The sequence below is a fragment of the Novosphingobium kalidii genome, from assembly GCF_040534015.1.
In the GTDB taxonomy this organism is placed as follows: domain Bacteria; phylum Pseudomonadota; class Alphaproteobacteria; order Sphingomonadales; family Sphingomonadaceae; genus Novosphingobium; species Novosphingobium kalidii.
Genome location: NZ_JBEWLY010000008.1, coordinates 91,393 through 106,105, shown reverse-complemented (window position 1 = coordinate 106,105; position 14,713 = coordinate 91,393). Strand labels below are relative to the sequence as shown.

Sequence of the window (14,713 nt, the reverse complement as noted above, 5' to 3'; positions counted from 1 at the left end):
AGGACAAGCGTGAGCCTTAGATCTCGATGAATCCTGCGGATCACATCCGCGGTCAACACCGACAAAAAAGGGTCACGAGCGTGAACGAGTTGATTGGACGCGTCTTCAGCTTCGAGAAGACCACATTTCCCGCCAGTAGCGAGCTCTTCACCAAGCTCGCCACGGATGGCCAGGCGCCTAAGGCACTTATGATTTCGTGTGCGGACTCCCGCATTGTTCCCGAGCAGATCATGCAGGCACAGCCGGGTGAACTGTTCGTGTGCCGCAACGCCGGGAACATGGTCCCGCCCTTCGCAACTCAGAATGGCGGTGTTTCCTCCACTGTCGAGTATGCTGTCGTCGCACTTGGCGTTCACGACATCATTGTTTGCGGACACTCTGACTGTGGCGCCATGAAGGCGCTGAGCAACCCGGTTGGGCTTGAGGCAATGCCCAGCGTCGCCGCCTGGCTGCGTCACGGCGCTGCAGCCGAGCATGTGGTAAGCACCTGTCATCCAGGCCTCGTCGATACAGAGCGCGCGCGCGCCATCAGTCTGCAGAACATCATCGCACAGATCCAGCACCTGCGGACGCATCCATCCGTAGCGGCAGCTCTTGCGCGCGGTGAGATGGCGCTGCACGGCTGGTTCGTCGACATCCGCGCCGGTCAGGTTCTCGGCCTTGATGGCGATACTGGCCAGTTCCTTCCTCTGCGCGAGGACAGCGAGCTGCCTGTTGCCGTTCCAGCCCATGTGCGCGCTGCGGCTGAGATGGAGGAAGCGGCCGAATGACCGTGGCATCAACCGCGCCGGAAGGGCGTTCTGGCCCCTTCGCCCATTTTTCTCGCGACTTCACTGCTTCTATTGTCGTCTTCCTTGTGGCGATGCCGCTTTGCATGGGCATCGCGATCGCTTCGGGGGTCCCCCCGGAGAGGGGACTCGTCACCGGGATCATCGGTGGTATCGTTGTTGGTCTAATTGCCGGATCTCCGCTGCAGGTGAGCGGGCCGGCGGCAGGGCTCGCGGTCATCGTTTTCGAGTTCGTTCGTGAGAATGGTCTTGAAGCGCTCGGTCCTGTCCTGCTGCTCGCCGGCATTCTCCAGCTGGTAGCCGGCTGGCTGCGACTGGGCGGCTTGTTTCGGGCTATCAGCCCAGCAGTCGTGCACGGCATGCTCGCCGGCATTGGCGCGCTAATCGTGATCGGTCAGTTCCATATCTTGTTTGACGAGCGGCCGCTGTCGAGCGGACTTGAGAACATGGCGATGATGCCTGCTCGCGTGCTTGGCCTGAACTTTTCCGATATCGCCGCTACCGAGATCGCCTTGGCTCTTGGCCTATTGACCATTGGCGTGATGCTGGGCTGGGAGAAGTTTCGCCCCAAGTCGATGTCGCTTGTTCCCGGCGCTTTGCTTGGTGTTGTGGCTGCTACGGCTGTCGCCTGGTTGCTCGGCCTCACTGTCGCGCGGATCGAGGTGCCTGCATCGCTCGCCGCCGCGTTCGCCCTGCCGACCAGCGCTGAATGGTTCTCTCCGTTGGCTAGCCCTTCGCTGATCCTTGCAGCCGTTGCGATCGCATTTATCGCCAGTGCCGAGACGTTGTTGTCCGCCGCTGCGGTGGACCGCATGCACGACGGCGTTCGTACGCAGTACGACAAGGAGCTTCGCGCTCAGGGCGTGGGCAACTTCCTGTGCGGTGTCTTCGGAGCGCTTCCGATGACGGGCGTGATCGTGCGCAGTTCCGCCAACGTGCAGGCAGGGGCGAAGACTCGCCTTTCGACGGTGCTTCATGGTGTCTGGATTCTCGGCTTCGTGGCGCTGCTGCCATGGCTGCTGCGTGAAGTGCCGATGGCCGCGCTTGGCGGCGTGCTGGTCGTGACCGGCTGGCGCCTGGTAAGCCTCAAGCATGTCCGACACCTGTTCAAGGCTCACGGATATTTGCCGGCGACGATCTGGACGGTGACCTTTGTCCTTGTCGTCACGACAGATCTTCTGACCGGCGTGCTGGTCGGCTTGGCGCTGTCTGCGGTGGAGCTTCTGCCGCACTTTAAGAACCTTCGCCTGAAGGTGCGTGAACATCGGGAAGGCGACGCCACTCGTGTGGAGCTCGACGGTGCTGCCACCTTCATTGGGCTGGCGAAGCTGAATGCGGTGCTGGAGAAGCAGCCGATCGATCGTCCTATCCACCTGGATCTCAACGGGGTGAACGGGATGGACCACACGACCGCGGAAACGCTTTCGGAGTGGATCAGCCGCCGTCGGCATAGCGGTCAGAAGGACCTCGTCACTGGCCCTGAACATCTGTTGCGGCCCTTGCCTGTCGCTACCTAACGGTACATCGTCCGAACGGCTGTCGATACGTCGCACAGCCACAGCCTTCCGGGCGGGTCCAAGTGACCCGCCCTTTTTATTTCGCCACTCCTTTCGGGCAGCTTGACGCGCTGAGCCGATGCAGTTTATTTATGCCGCACTGCAGCGAAACGGGCCCGCCACGTAGCGAAGGTCTGGCGCGGCAGCGCAGGGTGGAACACGCACAAAACATGAGGGTGTTCCAACTATGAAATTGCGTCTTCTCGCCGGTGCCGCCGGTATGTTCGCAGCTTGTCTCGCAACCGCCAATCCCGCTTTGGCCCAGGAAGAAGTTCCGGGTGAAATCACTGTGTCGGGTAGCGCTGCTCTGGTCAGCGATTATCGTTTCCGTGGCGTCTCTCAGACGGACGAGGAGATGGCGGTCCAGGCAGGCCTGACGGTCGCGCACGAGAGCGGCTTCTACGTCGGAACATGGGCATCGAACCTTTCGGGCTGGGGCACCTTCGGCGGCTCGAACATGGAACTCGACCTGTTCGGCGGCTACTCTATGGAGGTCGCTAGCGGAGCGACGCTGGACGTCGGTCTCACTTGGTACATGTACCCCGGCGGCGCATCGACCACCGACTTTGCCGAGCCTTATGTCAAGCTGAGTGGAACGATGGGTCCGGCAGCGGTTCTCGTAGGCGTAGCCTACGCCCCGAAGCAGGAAGCCCTCGGCCGCGCGTACCTCAGCGGTGCATCTTACGCCACTGGCGTGCCAGACCGTCCCGGTGCGAAGTCGGACAACGTTTATGTCTGGGGCGATGTCAGCAGCGGTATCCCGCAGACGCCGCTGTCGGTGAAGGCTCACCTCGGCTACTCCAACGGTAACTCGGGTCTGGGCCCCAACGGCACCAGCATCGCTCCGACCGGCGAGTACCTCGACTGGATGCTCGGTGCCGATTTCGCCATTGGCCCGGTAACGCTCGGCGCCGCCTACATCGACACGAACATCTCGAAGTCGGAATCGGCTTATCTCCAGCCGAACTTCTCCTCGACAAAGAACGGCTCAAGTATCGCCGGCTCTACAGTGGTGTTCTCACTAACTGCTGGATTCTAAGCACCGTTCACGAACGTGAGCCGCTCGTCCCGACGGGCGAGCGGCCATTCTGGCATCTCGCGTTCAGCTACGGGTGCTCTAAGAATTCTCGTTGCCGCTCGTGGTGACGTACTTGCTTTCCAAAAAGCGACCGCGCACCGCGAGTGAATCGAGATCGTTGCGAGAGAGATCAAATGACATCGCCTCGATCTCTCGCGCTATCACATGGAGACCGTCGGTGACTTGCGCTGCAGGGGTCGAGCCGGCGTGGTCCCGCCCTCGCAAGCCGGCAGGGACGCGGGCGTAGCTGTCCACCAGGCTAGGCAGGTGCTCTGTCAGCAGTTTGCGTACCTCACGTGAGGCGGGCGACGCTGGATCAAGAGTCTCCAATTGCGGTGCAAGCTGCTCCAGTCGCGCACCGATCATGTCCACGGCATCCAGGGCTGGCGGAGGCAACGCGTTCCGGCGGCTTTCCAGCCACAGTTCGGTTGTTGCGGCAAGCTCTGGCAGATCCGCTTCGATCAAGTCTTCCGCACGCGCGCGCGGCGTCGGGGGATAGATCGCCAACACGCAGAACGTGACGAACGAAAGCAGCATCGCCAACAGATAGGCATTGTCGGGAAGGCCACCGAAGCCGATCCCGGCGGCAATGGTCGCCAAGGCTATTGCCACCACGGCGGCGATAGCTCTCCGCAGCCGCCTCATACGCCATTGCCAACGCTGCTGGCGAGCACGACGCAGTCGCAAGGCGCGCTGCTTACGCGCCTCTCGGAGGATCGACAAGGGAACGGGGCGGCGCTCAGCCATATATCTTAGTCCAGCGCGTCCAGCAGGCTGCGATTGGAAGCGCCAGCCTTGATCTCCGCAGTCGCTTCTGTCTGGCCCTGCGCTCGGGCTATGTAAGCCTTTGACTTTCCAACCTCGCTCTCAAGGGCGGTGACCGTCTGCTTCATGCTGTCGAGAGCCTTGAGCTTGAAGGTGTCGATCGAGTCCATCGTAGCGTAAATGTTCTGAAAAGCGCGGCTCAACGTCTCAAGCGGGATGGTCGCACCGGCGGCCTGCTCATGGATGCGTGCGGTGTTATCTCGCAGCATTTGGCCGGTAGCGTCGATGATGTTCGCGGTCGTTGTGTTGAGCGCGGTGATCTGGTCAAGCACCAGCTTTTGACTGGTCATCGCCTGCGCTACCGTCACTGCCGTCCGCAGCGCACCCACGGTCGTGGTCGATGCCCGGTCCACGCCCTTGATAAGCTCCACGTTGTTCTTCTTGACCAAGTCGAGCGCGAGGTAGCCTTGCACGGAAACTGCCATCTGAGTCAGCAAATCCTGGGTGCGCTGACGCACATAGAACAACGCGCTCTCACGCACGGCCTTTGCTTTCGCCGGGTCGGTTGCATCGAGTGCGGCTGCGCGGTCTTCCAGTTCCTTGTCCAAAGCCTTGGACATGAAGATCATCTGTTCAAGCCTGCCGAGTGCTTTCCACAGGTTCTGCCGCTCCACATCGATGGCGGCATTGTCCATCAGCAACTCGTCCTTGCCGTTTTGCAGACGAGCAAGAATGGCGCTGATGTGGCTTTGCGCGCTCTTGTAGCTGTCGAAGTAGTTCTTCAGCTTGCTTCCAAAGGGGATAACTCCGAACAGCTTGCGCGGCCCGAGCAGATTGCCTTTGCGCGAGGGATCGAGATCCTCCACGGTCCTGCGAAGTTCCGCCAAGTCTGCGCCTACACCGCTTGTCTCGTCCATTGCCCGGACCGGGCGATCAAGGAACCGGTTCGACTGGCCCGCGGCTTCCGCAATTTCACGGCGGCCCATGCTGGTGATCTGATCGACGCGCTTGCCGAACTCGGGCGAGTTCGCATCCTGGGCAACGAGATCTTTCACAAACTCTGTCACGCGTGCCTCAAGCTTGGACTTCTGCTCCTCACCCACGGGCACCAGTCCGGCGGCACGTTCAGGCGCTACCGCCGGCACAGGATCGGGCGGCGTCAACTTAAGTTCGTCCACGGTGGCGGTTGCCGCCTCGCTCGCCGCTGTCATTGTCTGCTAGTGCTCCGCCTGTGGTCGATCTCGCTGGAATCTAGGAGCCGTGGGGGAAATCACAAGCGAAACGCGCGCAGAGAAGGTGCTCGCCCATACGGTCGATCCGAGAACGACAGCCGCTTACCAGTGCCGTCAAACGACGAGCGAACAAGATTGCTACTCAGGCGAACTCTACTATCTTGAATCGTAGCCGTTTTTGTGATCTTCCTCGTGGCATGAGAAGCGCTGGCCGTGAGCCTAAATTCGCCAGGGATCGTGCCGTTCAGGCAGGGGCACTTGCTGCCCTCCTGATTATGGGCGGTTTCGTCGTGGCTGGCCCAAGTGGATTTTTCGCGTGGAGCGAGAACGAACACCTGTTGGCCGAGCACGACGCGCGCATTCGCCAGCTCTCGGCTGAACGCGATCAGCTGCGAAACCGGGTTCGTCTGCTGGATCCAAGCAATGCTGATCCGGACCTTGCCGGAGAGTTGCTGCGCAGCAATCTCAACGTCGCGCACCCCGATGAAATGGTCATGCTGCTTCCTCAGCAGCCATAAGTATCTGTCGGTAAGCGGCCAAATTGCCGGATTGCCCTTTTTCTGCGTCAAGCAGGAGCCTATACCCCTCGCCTGACTCGCATCCAGCCAGGGATATGCCCGTTGCCGAAAGTCCAGACGCCGTTACCTGAATCGAACCAGCAAGACGAAGACTTCGCCTTGCGCAGCCTGGCTGAAGCTCATTCCGCCGACCGCCGATATCAGGCGAGCAAGGAGGAATTGCTGCAGTTCTATGAGCAGATGTTGCTCATTCGACGCTTTGAAGAGAAGGCGGGGCAGCTTTACGGCCTTGGGCTGATCGGAGGGTTCTGTCACCTCTACATAGGCCAGGAGGCGGTGGCCGTCGGACTGCAATCCGCGCTCACCGGCGGCCTGGATTCGGTCATCACCGGCTACCGCGATCACGGCCATATGCTGGCCTACGGAATCGACCCCAAGGTCATCATGGCGGAACTAACGGGCCGCCATTCCGGCATCTCGAAAGGGAAGGGCGGCTCGATGCACATGTTCAGCGTCGAGCACCGGTTCTACGGCGGGCACGGCATCGTCGGCGCACAGGTGCCGCTCGGATCCGGGCTGGCCTTTGCGCACAAATATCGTGGCGATGGCGGAGTGACGCTGGCCTACTTTGGCGATGGCGCCGCCAACCAGGGCCAGGTCTACGAGAGCTTCAACATGGCAAGCCTTTGGAAGTTGCCGATCATCTTTGTCATCGAGAACAATCAGTACGCGATGGGTACGGCGGTCAACCGCTCGTCGGCAGAGACGCACTTTTACCGCCGCGGCACGGCGTTCCGGATCCCTGGGATGCAGGTCGACGGCATGGACGTTCTTGAAGTGCGCAAAGCGGCTGAGATCGCGCTCGAGCATGTGCGCGGCGGTAATGGTCCGGTGCTGATGGAGCTGAATACCTATCGTTACCGGGGGCACTCGATGTCCGATCCCGCCAAGTACCGCACGCGGGAAGAAGTTCAGGGAGTGCGCGAGAAGCGCGATCCGATTGAGCATGCGAAGAGCGAACTGATTGAGATAGGTGTGTCGGAGGCGAGCCTGAAGGAAATTGACAAGCGCGTTCGAGCCAGTGTCGGGCAAGCGGCTGACTTCGCCGAAAGTTCGCCTGAGCCGGATGCCTCCGAGCTTTACACCGACGTGCTGGTGGAGAGCTACTGATGCCGATCGAGCTCAAGATGCCGGCATTGTCGCCGACGATGGAAGAGGGCAAGCTCGCCCGCTGGCTGGTGAAAGAAGGCGATGAGGTGTCATCTGGCGACCTCCTTGCCGAGATCGAGACCGACAAAGCCACAATGGAGTTCGAGGCCGTGGACGAGGGTACGATCGGGAAGATCGTCGTCCCCGAAGGCACAGAAGGTGTGAAAGTCGGTACTGTAATCGCCGTTCTTTCCAGCGAAGATGAACCAGCAACGGCAGAGCCCAAGAAGTCGGAAGGCGGATCGGATGATGACCGCAGCGGGCAGGGCGCCAAGACCGAAGCCCCCGAGCAACAACTGAAAGCTGACGAGTCCGACGCAGCCAAGGGCGACAGTAAGCTTGCGACCGGCACCGCTCAACTTGGGAGCGAGGTAGCGCCTGCAACAGCAGCCGAGATACCTGCTGGCACGAACATGAAGACTTCCACGGTTCGCGAAGCTTTACGCGACGCGATGGCCGAGGAGATGCGCCGCGATGAGCGAGTCTTCGTCATGGGCGAGGAAGTCGCAGAGTACCAAGGTGCGTACAAGGTCACGCAGGGATTGCTTGACGAGTTCGGACCGCAGCGTGTGATTGATACGCCCATCACCGAGTACGGGTTCGCGGGCATCGGAGCCGGTGCCGCCATGGGCGGGCTCAGGCCCATCGTCGAGTTCATGACCTTCAACTTCGCCATGCAGGCAATCGATCACATCATTAATTCGGCTGCGAAGACCAACTACATGTCGGGCGGGCAGATGCGATGCCCTGTCGTATTCCGCGGACCGAACGGTGCTGCCTCCCGCGTCGGGGCGCAGCATTCGCAAAATTTCGCTCCGTGGTACGCGTCCGTTCCTGGTCTGGTGGTTATTGCACCGTATGATGCTTCAGACGCCAAGGGTTTGCTCAAGGCGGCGATCCGCTCGGAAGATCCCGTCGTGTTCCTGGAAAACGAACTGGTCTACGGTCGCTCCTTCGAATTGCCCGAGCTTGACGATCATGTTCTGCCGATCGGCAAGGCACGGGTGGTGCGTGAGGGTAAGGACGTGACCATCGTCTCCTATTCGATCGGCGTGGGAGTCTCTCTGAAGGCAGCCGAGCAGCTGGCGGCTGAGGGGATCGACGCGGAAGTACTCGATTTGCGGACACTGCGTCCCCTGGACAAGTCCGCAGTACTCAATAGCCTCAAGAAGACCAATCGCCTCGTCGTCGTCGAGGAAGGCTACCCCTTCTGCTCCATCGCATCCGAGATCATCGCGATATGCATGGAAGAGGGTTTCGACGATCTCGACGCGCCAGTCCTGCGCGTCTGTGACGAAGACGTACCGCTTCCTTACGCCGCAAACCTCGAGAAGGCCGCACTGATCGATGCCGCTCGCGCTATCGAGGCGGTCAAGAAGGTCTGCTACCGCTGAACGTTTTACGGTCTCCTGCGCTGGACGCTCAGGAGACCGTGCTCGTGAACTTGCTGCAGTCCATGACCGGGTTGGCGGGTAAAGTCTGATAGATCTGGCTCAGGTCACGGCTCGATCGAACCGTGAATGAGATCAACAGTTCTTCGCCTCGTTGCAGGCGAAGGTGAAACGGTTCTCCACGGTCTGGGTCAGCGTAAGCCCTGAACCATCTTTCCAGGCGCTGCGACAAAGGTCCGATGCGGTAGGTTCCGCACATCGCATCTTCTGGCTTCAGCCCTTGCGTAACGGTGATGGTTAATGGCGGACTGCCGCGGCTATCTTTTCAGAGTGTTCGGCTGACGGGGAACTTCCTTCTCCGGCTCACTCAGCCTACACGGCCCCGTATGGAATTGACGCCTGCCCCGATCGCATCGTTACCTGCCGTTTCGCGACTGGCGCTTGTCTACGCGCCGGCGTGGGCGCGAGAACGGACGCTGGCGGTGTTCGCGCTTGATGCTCGACTGGCAGATCTCATTCGAGGATCGAGCGAGCCGATGCTGGCCCAGCTTCGACTCGCGTGGTGGCGAGAAGCAGTTGCTCGGCCTGCATCCAGCTGGCCCGAAGGAGAGCCGATCTTCAGTCTACTCCGGAGCTGGGTAGACCAGCACAGCCCCCTCACATCGCTAATCGACGGATGGGAGGCTCTCACCGCGCATCCGCCGCTGGGGGAAGAGGCAGTCAGAGCTTTCGCACAGGGCAGAGCAGCGGCGTCTGGCGCACTGGCGCGTGTCCTAGGAAGCGTAAAAGAGGAAGACGCAGCCACGTCGTTGGGGCGGATCTGGGCTCTTGAGGATCTCGCAATGCGCCTCAGTCGAGAGGACGAGCGCAAAATAGCGCTTGCGCTTGCAGCCGAGCAACCGGTGGCACTTCCTCGCACTGGGCGAGCGCTGCGGCCCCTACGCGTGGCGGCCGCTCTCGCGCGGCGGCGACGCCTGGCGGGGAGTGAAGCTGGAGCTGCATCTCCCCGTGCCGTCTTCGAGGCGTTGCGGCGGGGATTGCTGGGCCTCTAGGGCATTGGGGAGAAGGGGGCGACAATGAATCGGATAGTTCTGGGTGCCGTAGCAGCCCTGTTGTTCGTGGGGGCCGGCCTGTTCTGGCTACAGGGCAGGGCAGAGGTTGAGCGCGGCGCTCCTCCGCCGCTGCCGCAGCTCGCATCGGCGCCAGAGCCCGACGCCTTGCCTTCCGCAGATGTGGCAGGATTAAAGGGTCCCGCCCCGCCTGAGGTTTCCGAGCTGTCGGGTGAGGATCGTCGCTTCGGGCGCTATGACCGGAACAGCGACGGTCGCATCACGCGCAACGAATTCCTGTCACCGCGCAGCGCTGGCTTTCGCAAGTTAGACAAGGACGGCAACAACTTGCTGACGTTCGAGGAATGGGCTGTTGTCACGGTCGACAAATTTGGTGCTGCCGATGGAGACAACGATCTAATCCTAACGCGGGACGAATTTCGCACGACGGCGCCACCCCCTCGCGCCAAACCCAAGTGCGCCTGCTAGCGACCGTCAGGCCGCGATCAGCGGCTGAGAGATGATCCAGCTTCCCAAGTCCTGCTTCGCACGATCGGTATATGCTTCCTTGCGCTGCTTCTTCTTCACCTCGTGCATGGGTGGGAACAGGCCAAAGTTGACGTTCATCGGCTGGTAGCTGTCCGCCTCCGCGTCCCCGGTAATGTGAGCCAACAAAGCACCCAGCGCAGTCGTTCGCGGTGGGGGCGACCAGGATTGATTGGCAACCTGTGCGGCAGTCATAAGACCCGCCATCAGGCCCACTGCGGCGCTTTCGACATAGCCTTCGCATCCGGTTATCTGGCCGGCGAAGCGAATGTGCTCCGCGTTCCCGAGGCGCAGCTGTGCGTCCAGCAGAACCGGAGAGTTCAGAAAAGTATTACGGTGCAGCCCGCCTAGGCGAGCGAACTCCGCGTTCTCCAGCCCGGGTATCGTCCGGAACAGACGGATCTGCTCGGCATGCTTCAGCTTGGTCTGAAAGCCTACCATGTTCCACAGCGTACCCAGCTTGTTGTCCTGCCGCAGCTGGACGACGGCGTAAGGCCAGCGACCGGTGCGCGGATCATCCAGACCCACCGGCTTCATCGGTCCGAACCGCAAGGTGTCGACCCCGCGCTCGGCCATGACCTCCACGGGCATACATCCGTCGAAGTAAGGCGTATTGGCCTCCCACTCCTTGAAAGATGTCTTGTCGCCCGCCAGCAGGCCCGCATGGAAGGCCAGGTACTGGTCCTTGGTCATGGGGCAGTTGATGTAGTCCTTCGTCTCGCCCTTGTCCCAGCGGGACGCCATCCAGCACATGTCCATATCGATGCTGTCGCGGTACACGATTGGCGCGATGGCGTCGAAGAAAGCGAGGCTCTCGGAGCCTGTCCGTGTGCCGATGCTTTGCGCCAGTCCCGCAGCGGTCAATGGACCGGTAGCGATGATCGTTAGGCCTGAAGCCGGGACCTCGTCCACCCGCTCACGTACGATCTCCAAGGTCGGCTGGGCGGCGAGTGCTGCCTCCACTTCGGCGGAAAACACGTCGCGGTCGACTGCCAGCGCGGAACCGGCGGGGACCTGGGCTGTCGCCGCCGCAGCCATGACCAGCGAATCTAGCCTGCGCATCTCATGGTGGAGCAGCCCGACCGCGTTCTTCTCGTCATCGTCAGACCGAAACGAGTTTGAGCAGACCAGTTCGGCAAGAGCGTCCGTCTGATGCGCCGGCGAGCGCTCTCCGGTGCCGCGCATCTCCGAAAGACGCACGCGCACGCCGCGTCGCGCAAGTTGCCAGGCGGCTTCGCTGCCGGCGAGGCCGCCGCCGATGATGTGAACGTCATGTGTCATAATGCGCGCCTAGACCCGTGGAGGGCAACGATACAAGAGGTTGTGACGGCGCGAAGGGCACTCGGCGAGCAGCTCAGCCGGTGACAGGGAGCCTGATCTTCCCGTCAGGCAAACGCTTCAACTCACTATAGGCGATCACCGCCGAGAGCGGCAGAGATCCGTAGATGTGCGGGAACAAGGCCCCCCCGCGAGAGGGCTCCCACCGAACGCTGTCGGCGAGAGCTGCCAAATCCACCGCCGCCAGATGCAGGTTCTCCTGCCCGCCGAAGTGCTTGGACACGGTCTCGTCCAGCTGCTCCGCGGTCGACAAGTGGATGTAGCCATCGGCCATGTCGACCGGAGCTCCCGAAAAGACGCCGTCTCGCTCGAGTTGCTCCATCTGTTCGGCGGTCAGGACCTTGTAGGCCACAGTGACGGGCGCACTCATTCCCCGGCATCTCCGCTGGAGTTATCTTCGTCGTTCTCGTCCAGATCGTCGCGGTCGACCGTGGTCGGGATCTCCGTCTCGTCCGATGCACGCGCGACCATCTCCTCGACGATGGCGGCTTCGGCTTCGTTTTCAGGTTCGTCGCTTTCGTCGATGCGGACGGCGCTCACCACATGCTCGCCGTTTGCCACGTCAAACAGCTTCACCCCGGCGCTTCCGCGGCCGATCACGCGCAGAGTGTCCAAGCCTATGCGGATCAGCTTGGCCTGGTCAGTCACCAGCATGAGCTGATCTGCCTTGGTGGCAGCAAAGCTGGCCACCACCGGACCATTGCGTGCGATGTTGTCGATGTTTGTAATGCCCTGACCGCCGCGGCCAGTGCGACGATACTCGTAGGCGGAGGACAGCTTGCCATAGCCATTGGCGCAGACCGTGAGGATAAACTGCTCCCCAAGCGCCATTTCTGCGAACCGGTCACCATCAAGGTCCGGCTCGCCGTCCCTTTCCGCCTTCCACGGTGCGAAGCGCAAGTACATTTCCCGCTCTTCCGCGGTGGTGCCGACGCGATGCAGGATCGAAAGAGAAACGACCTCGTCGTCTTCCTTCAGGTTCATGCCCCGCACACCCGTGGACGTGCGGCTCTGGAATTCACGCACGTCATCGCCCGCAAAGCGGATCGCCTTGCCTTGTCGCGAAGCCAGCAGGACGTCGTCCTCGGCTCCAAGCAGCGCAACGCCAATCAGACGGTCGTCCGAGCCTTCTTCGAAGCGCATCGCGAACTTGCCGTTGGAAGGGATGTTCGCGAACGCGTCCATGGCGTTGCGGCGCACATTGCCCTTGGCGGTGGCGAACACCACGTGGAGCGCGCCCCAGGTGCCTTCGTCCTCCGGCAACGGCAGAACGGTGGCGATCGTCTCATCCTTGTCGAGAGCAGGGAGCAAGTTGACGATCGGGCGGCCGCGCGTGGTGGGTCCACCCTCGGGCAGGCGCCAGACCTTGAGGCGGTAGACTTTGCCCGATGTTGAGAAGAACAGCACCGGATTGTGCGTCGAGGTGACGAACATCTCGGAAACGACGTCCTCGTCCTTGGTCGCCATGCCCGCGCGGCCCTTGCCACCGCGGTTCTGAGCGCGAAAGGTAGAGAGCGGCGTGCGCTTGATATAGCCGTCCATGGTGACGGTCACCACCATGTCGTCGCGCTCAATCAGGTCCTCGTCGTCGATACCGTCCGCCGCGGCGACGATCTCCGACATGCGCGGCGTGGCAAAGGCCCGTACGGCCTCCAGCTCCTCACGCATGACCGCGTAGAGTTTCACCCGGTCGGCCAGGATCGCGAGGTATTCCTCGATCTTGAGCGCCAATTCCTTAAGCTCGTCGCCGATTTCATCGCGGCCCAGAGCCGTCAGGCGATGCAGACGCAGGTCGAGAATGGCCCGCACCTGAGCCTCGGACAAGCGGTAGCTGCCGCCGCTTTCCTCTGCGTTCGGCTCGATGGCTTCGACGAGGCGGATGTAGGGCGCGATATCGCCGATCGGCCATTCGCGCGCCATCAGGCGGGCACGAGCCTCTGCAGGATTGGGAGCGCCGCGAATGATCTTCACGACCTCGTCGAGGTTCGACACGGCAACGACTAGGCCGAGCAAGATATGCGCTCGGTCGCGCGCCTTGTTCAACTCGAACTTGGTGCGGCGGGTGATGACCTCTTCACGGAACTGGATAAAGGCCTGGATGATGTCGCGCAGCGACAGCGTCTCCGGCCGCCCGCCACGGATGGCCAGCATGTTGGCTGGGAAGCTCGACTGCGCAGGCGTGTGACGCCACAGCTGGTTGAGCACCACTTCAGGCGTCGCATCCCGCTTGAGGTCCAGCACCATGCGCACGCCTAGGCGGTTGGACTCGTCGCGGATGTCGGCAATGCCTTCGATCCGCTTCTCCTTGGCCGCGTCGGCGATCTTCTCCACAAGCCCGGACTTGCCGACCTGGAACGGGATCGAGGTCAGCACGATCGAGCGCGCACCCCGGTTCGAGCCGCGTCCGTCCTCGATCTCATAGCGGCAGCGCATGATGATCGAGCCCCTGCCGGTGAGGTAGGCAGCGCGTGCGCCAGCCTTGCCCAGGATCAGCGGAGCGGTCGGGAAATCGGGACCGGGAATGATCTCAAACAGTTCCTCGGCGCTGATCGCCGGGTTCTCAATGTACGCCAGGCAGCCGTCGATCACTTCGCCAAGGTTGTGCGGCGGGATGTTGGTGGCCATGCCGACCGCAATACCGCCAGCGCCGTTGACCAACAGGTTCGGGAAGCGCGCCGGCAGGACCTGCGGCTCCTGACGCGAACCATCGTAGTTGTCCTGGAAGTTGACCGTATCCTTATCGAGGTCTTCGAGCAGGAAGTTGGCCACGCGCGCCAAACGCGCCTCGGTGTAACGCATCGACGCCGGCGGATCGGGATCCATCGACCCGAAGTTGCCTTGGCCGTCGACCAGCGGCACGCGCATCGACCAGTCCTGGGTCATGCGCGCAAGCGCGTCGTAGATCGAGCTATCGCCGTGCGGGTGGTAGTTACCCATAACGTCGCCGACGATCTTGGCGGACTTGCGGTAAGGACGGCCAGCGACGAAGCCGCCTTCCTGGCTGGCGTACAGGATGCGACGGTGCACCGGCTTCAAGCCGTCGCGCACGTCTGGCAGCGCGCGAGCCACGATCACGCTCATCGCGTAATCGAGATAGCTGTTCTTCATCTCGTCGACGATGTCGACGCGGGTGTACTCGCCCGAGGGGCCAGTCGGCTCCAGAATATCGGTGTCGTCGCTCACGCGCTCTTATCGTTTCTCTGTTGCGGAAATATGCGAGCCGTCGCCCTAGGCCAAGCAGCG

At 61.8% G+C, this 14,713-nt stretch carries 13 protein-coding genes; 7 read left to right on the top strand and 6 right to left on the bottom strand.

Translation table 11 applies throughout. The features are described from left to right. The first annotated feature begins 80 nt into the window (after positions 1–80). The 3 genes from ABVV53_RS03665 to ABVV53_RS03655 all read left to right on the top strand — a co-directional run bounded on the left by ABVV53_RS03665 (position 81) and on the right by ABVV53_RS03655 (position 3,383). Positions 81–770 (top strand): carbonic anhydrase, encoded by a 690-nt coding sequence (locus tag ABVV53_RS03665; RefSeq protein WP_353982981.1) that lies wholly within the window; start codon positions 81–83, stop codon positions 768–770. Beyond that, positions 767–2,305, top strand: a complete 1,539-nt coding sequence (locus ABVV53_RS03660) for a SulP family inorganic anion transporter (protein ID WP_353982980.1) — start codon at positions 767–769, stop codon at positions 2,303–2,305. The genes ABVV53_RS03665 and ABVV53_RS03660 overlap by 4 nt, the downstream gene beginning before the upstream one ends. A 226-nt stretch (positions 2,306–2,531) precedes the next feature. Then, on the top strand, positions 2,532–3,383 hold the full coding sequence (locus ABVV53_RS03655) for a TorF family putative porin (protein ID WP_353982979.1): 852 nt from the start codon (positions 2,532–2,534) through the stop codon (positions 3,381–3,383). 78 nt (positions 3,384–3,461) lie between these two features. Here ABVV53_RS03655 and ABVV53_RS03650 read toward each other — a convergent pair whose 3' ends face one another. Genes ABVV53_RS03650 through ABVV53_RS03640 form a run of 3 tightly spaced genes read right to left on the bottom strand, consistent with a single transcriptional unit; the run spans position 3,462 to position 5,988 of the window. Next, positions 3,462–4,169, bottom strand: a complete 708-nt coding sequence (locus tag ABVV53_RS03650; protein ID WP_353982978.1) for a hypothetical protein — start codon at positions 4,167–4,169, stop codon at positions 3,462–3,464. 5 nt (positions 4,170–4,174) lie between these two features. Then, positions 4,175–5,398 (bottom strand): toxic anion resistance protein, encoded by a 1,224-nt coding sequence (locus tag ABVV53_RS03645; RefSeq protein WP_353982976.1) that lies wholly within the window; start codon positions 5,396–5,398, stop codon positions 4,175–4,177. Between the two features lie 59 nt (positions 5,399–5,457). Continuing rightward, positions 5,458–5,988 (bottom strand): hypothetical protein, encoded by a 531-nt coding sequence (locus ABVV53_RS03640; RefSeq protein WP_353982973.1) that lies wholly within the window; start codon positions 5,986–5,988, stop codon positions 5,458–5,460. A 51-nt stretch (positions 5,989–6,039) separates the two neighbouring features. Between ABVV53_RS03640 and pdhA the strand changes: the two genes are divergently transcribed. The 4 genes from pdhA to ABVV53_RS03620 all read left to right on the top strand — a co-directional run bounded on the left by pdhA (position 6,040) and on the right by ABVV53_RS03620 (position 10,075). After that, on the top strand, positions 6,040–7,107 hold the full coding sequence (gene pdhA, locus ABVV53_RS03635) for a pyruvate dehydrogenase (acetyl-transferring) E1 component subunit alpha (RefSeq protein ID WP_353982972.1): 1,068 nt from the start codon (positions 6,040–6,042) through the stop codon (positions 7,105–7,107). Continuing rightward, positions 7,107–8,540 carry a pyruvate dehydrogenase complex E1 component subunit beta gene (locus ABVV53_RS03630; RefSeq protein ID WP_353982970.1) on the top strand — a complete coding sequence of 478 codons (1,434 nt, stop codon included), beginning with the start codon at positions 7,107–7,109 and terminating at the stop codon, positions 8,538–8,540. The genes pdhA and ABVV53_RS03630 overlap by 1 nt, the downstream gene beginning before the upstream one ends. 383 nt (positions 8,541–8,923) lie before the next feature. Then, complete coding sequence (locus tag ABVV53_RS03625) at positions 8,924–9,589, top strand: squalene/phytoene synthase family protein (protein ID WP_353982968.1); 666 nt, start codon at positions 8,924–8,926, stop codon at positions 9,587–9,589. A 24-nt stretch (positions 9,590–9,613) separates the two neighbouring features. Next, the gene (locus ABVV53_RS03620) at positions 9,614–10,075 is read left to right on the top strand and encodes an EF-hand domain-containing protein (RefSeq protein ID WP_353982967.1); all 462 of its coding nucleotides are present in this window, start codon (positions 9,614–9,616) and stop codon (positions 10,073–10,075) included. Between the two features lie 6 nt (positions 10,076–10,081). Here ABVV53_RS03620 and trmFO read toward each other — a convergent pair whose 3' ends face one another. The 3 genes from trmFO to gyrA all read right to left on the bottom strand — a co-directional run bounded on the left by trmFO (position 10,082) and on the right by gyrA (position 14,653). After that, positions 10,082–11,413 (bottom strand): methylenetetrahydrofolate--tRNA-(uracil(54)-C(5))-methyltransferase (FADH(2)-oxidizing) TrmFO, encoded by a 1,332-nt coding sequence (gene trmFO, locus ABVV53_RS03615; RefSeq protein WP_353982966.1) that lies wholly within the window; start codon positions 11,411–11,413, stop codon positions 10,082–10,084. 73 nt (positions 11,414–11,486) lie between these two features. Continuing rightward, a complete protein-coding gene (locus tag ABVV53_RS03610) occupies positions 11,487–11,840 on the bottom strand; it encodes a DUF952 domain-containing protein (protein ID WP_353982964.1) in 354 nt (117 codons plus the stop codon). Beyond that, the gene (gyrA, locus tag ABVV53_RS03605) at positions 11,837–14,653 is read right to left on the bottom strand and encodes a DNA gyrase subunit A (protein ID WP_353982962.1); all 2,817 of its coding nucleotides are present in this window, start codon (positions 14,651–14,653) and stop codon (positions 11,837–11,839) included. Before gyrA ends, ABVV53_RS03610 begins: the two co-directional genes overlap by 4 nt. Positions 14,654–14,713: the final 60 nt, after the last annotated feature.

Excerpts from the sequence above, each read along its gene's own strand:
- ABVV53_RS03660 (WP_353982980.1), top strand. The coding sequence starts at position 767 with ATGACCGTGGCATCAACCGCGCCGGAAGGGCGTTCTGGCCCCTTCGCC.
- ABVV53_RS03655 (WP_353982979.1), top strand. The coding sequence starts at position 2,532 with ATGAAATTGCGTCTTCTCGCCGGTGCCGCCGGTATGTTCGCAGCTTGT.
- ABVV53_RS03650 (WP_353982978.1), bottom strand. The coding sequence starts at position 4,169 with ATGGCTGAGCGCCGCCCCGTTCCCTTGTCGATCCTCCGAGAGGCGCGT.
- ABVV53_RS03645 (WP_353982976.1), bottom strand. The coding sequence starts at position 5,398 with ATGACAGCGGCGAGCGAGGCGGCAACCGCCACCGTGGACGAACTTAAG.
- ABVV53_RS03630 (WP_353982970.1), top strand. The coding sequence starts at position 7,107 with ATGCCGATCGAGCTCAAGATGCCGGCATTGTCGCCGACGATGGAAGAG.
- ABVV53_RS03625 (WP_353982968.1), top strand. The coding sequence starts at position 8,924 with ATGGAATTGACGCCTGCCCCGATCGCATCGTTACCTGCCGTTTCGCGA.
- ABVV53_RS03620 (WP_353982967.1), top strand. The coding sequence starts at position 9,614 with ATGAATCGGATAGTTCTGGGTGCCGTAGCAGCCCTGTTGTTCGTGGGG.
- trmFO (WP_353982966.1), bottom strand. The coding sequence starts at position 11,413 with ATGACACATGACGTTCACATCATCGGCGGCGGCCTCGCCGGCAGCGAA.
- ABVV53_RS03610 (WP_353982964.1), bottom strand. The coding sequence starts at position 11,840 with ATGAGTGCGCCCGTCACTGTGGCCTACAAGGTCCTGACCGCCGAACAG.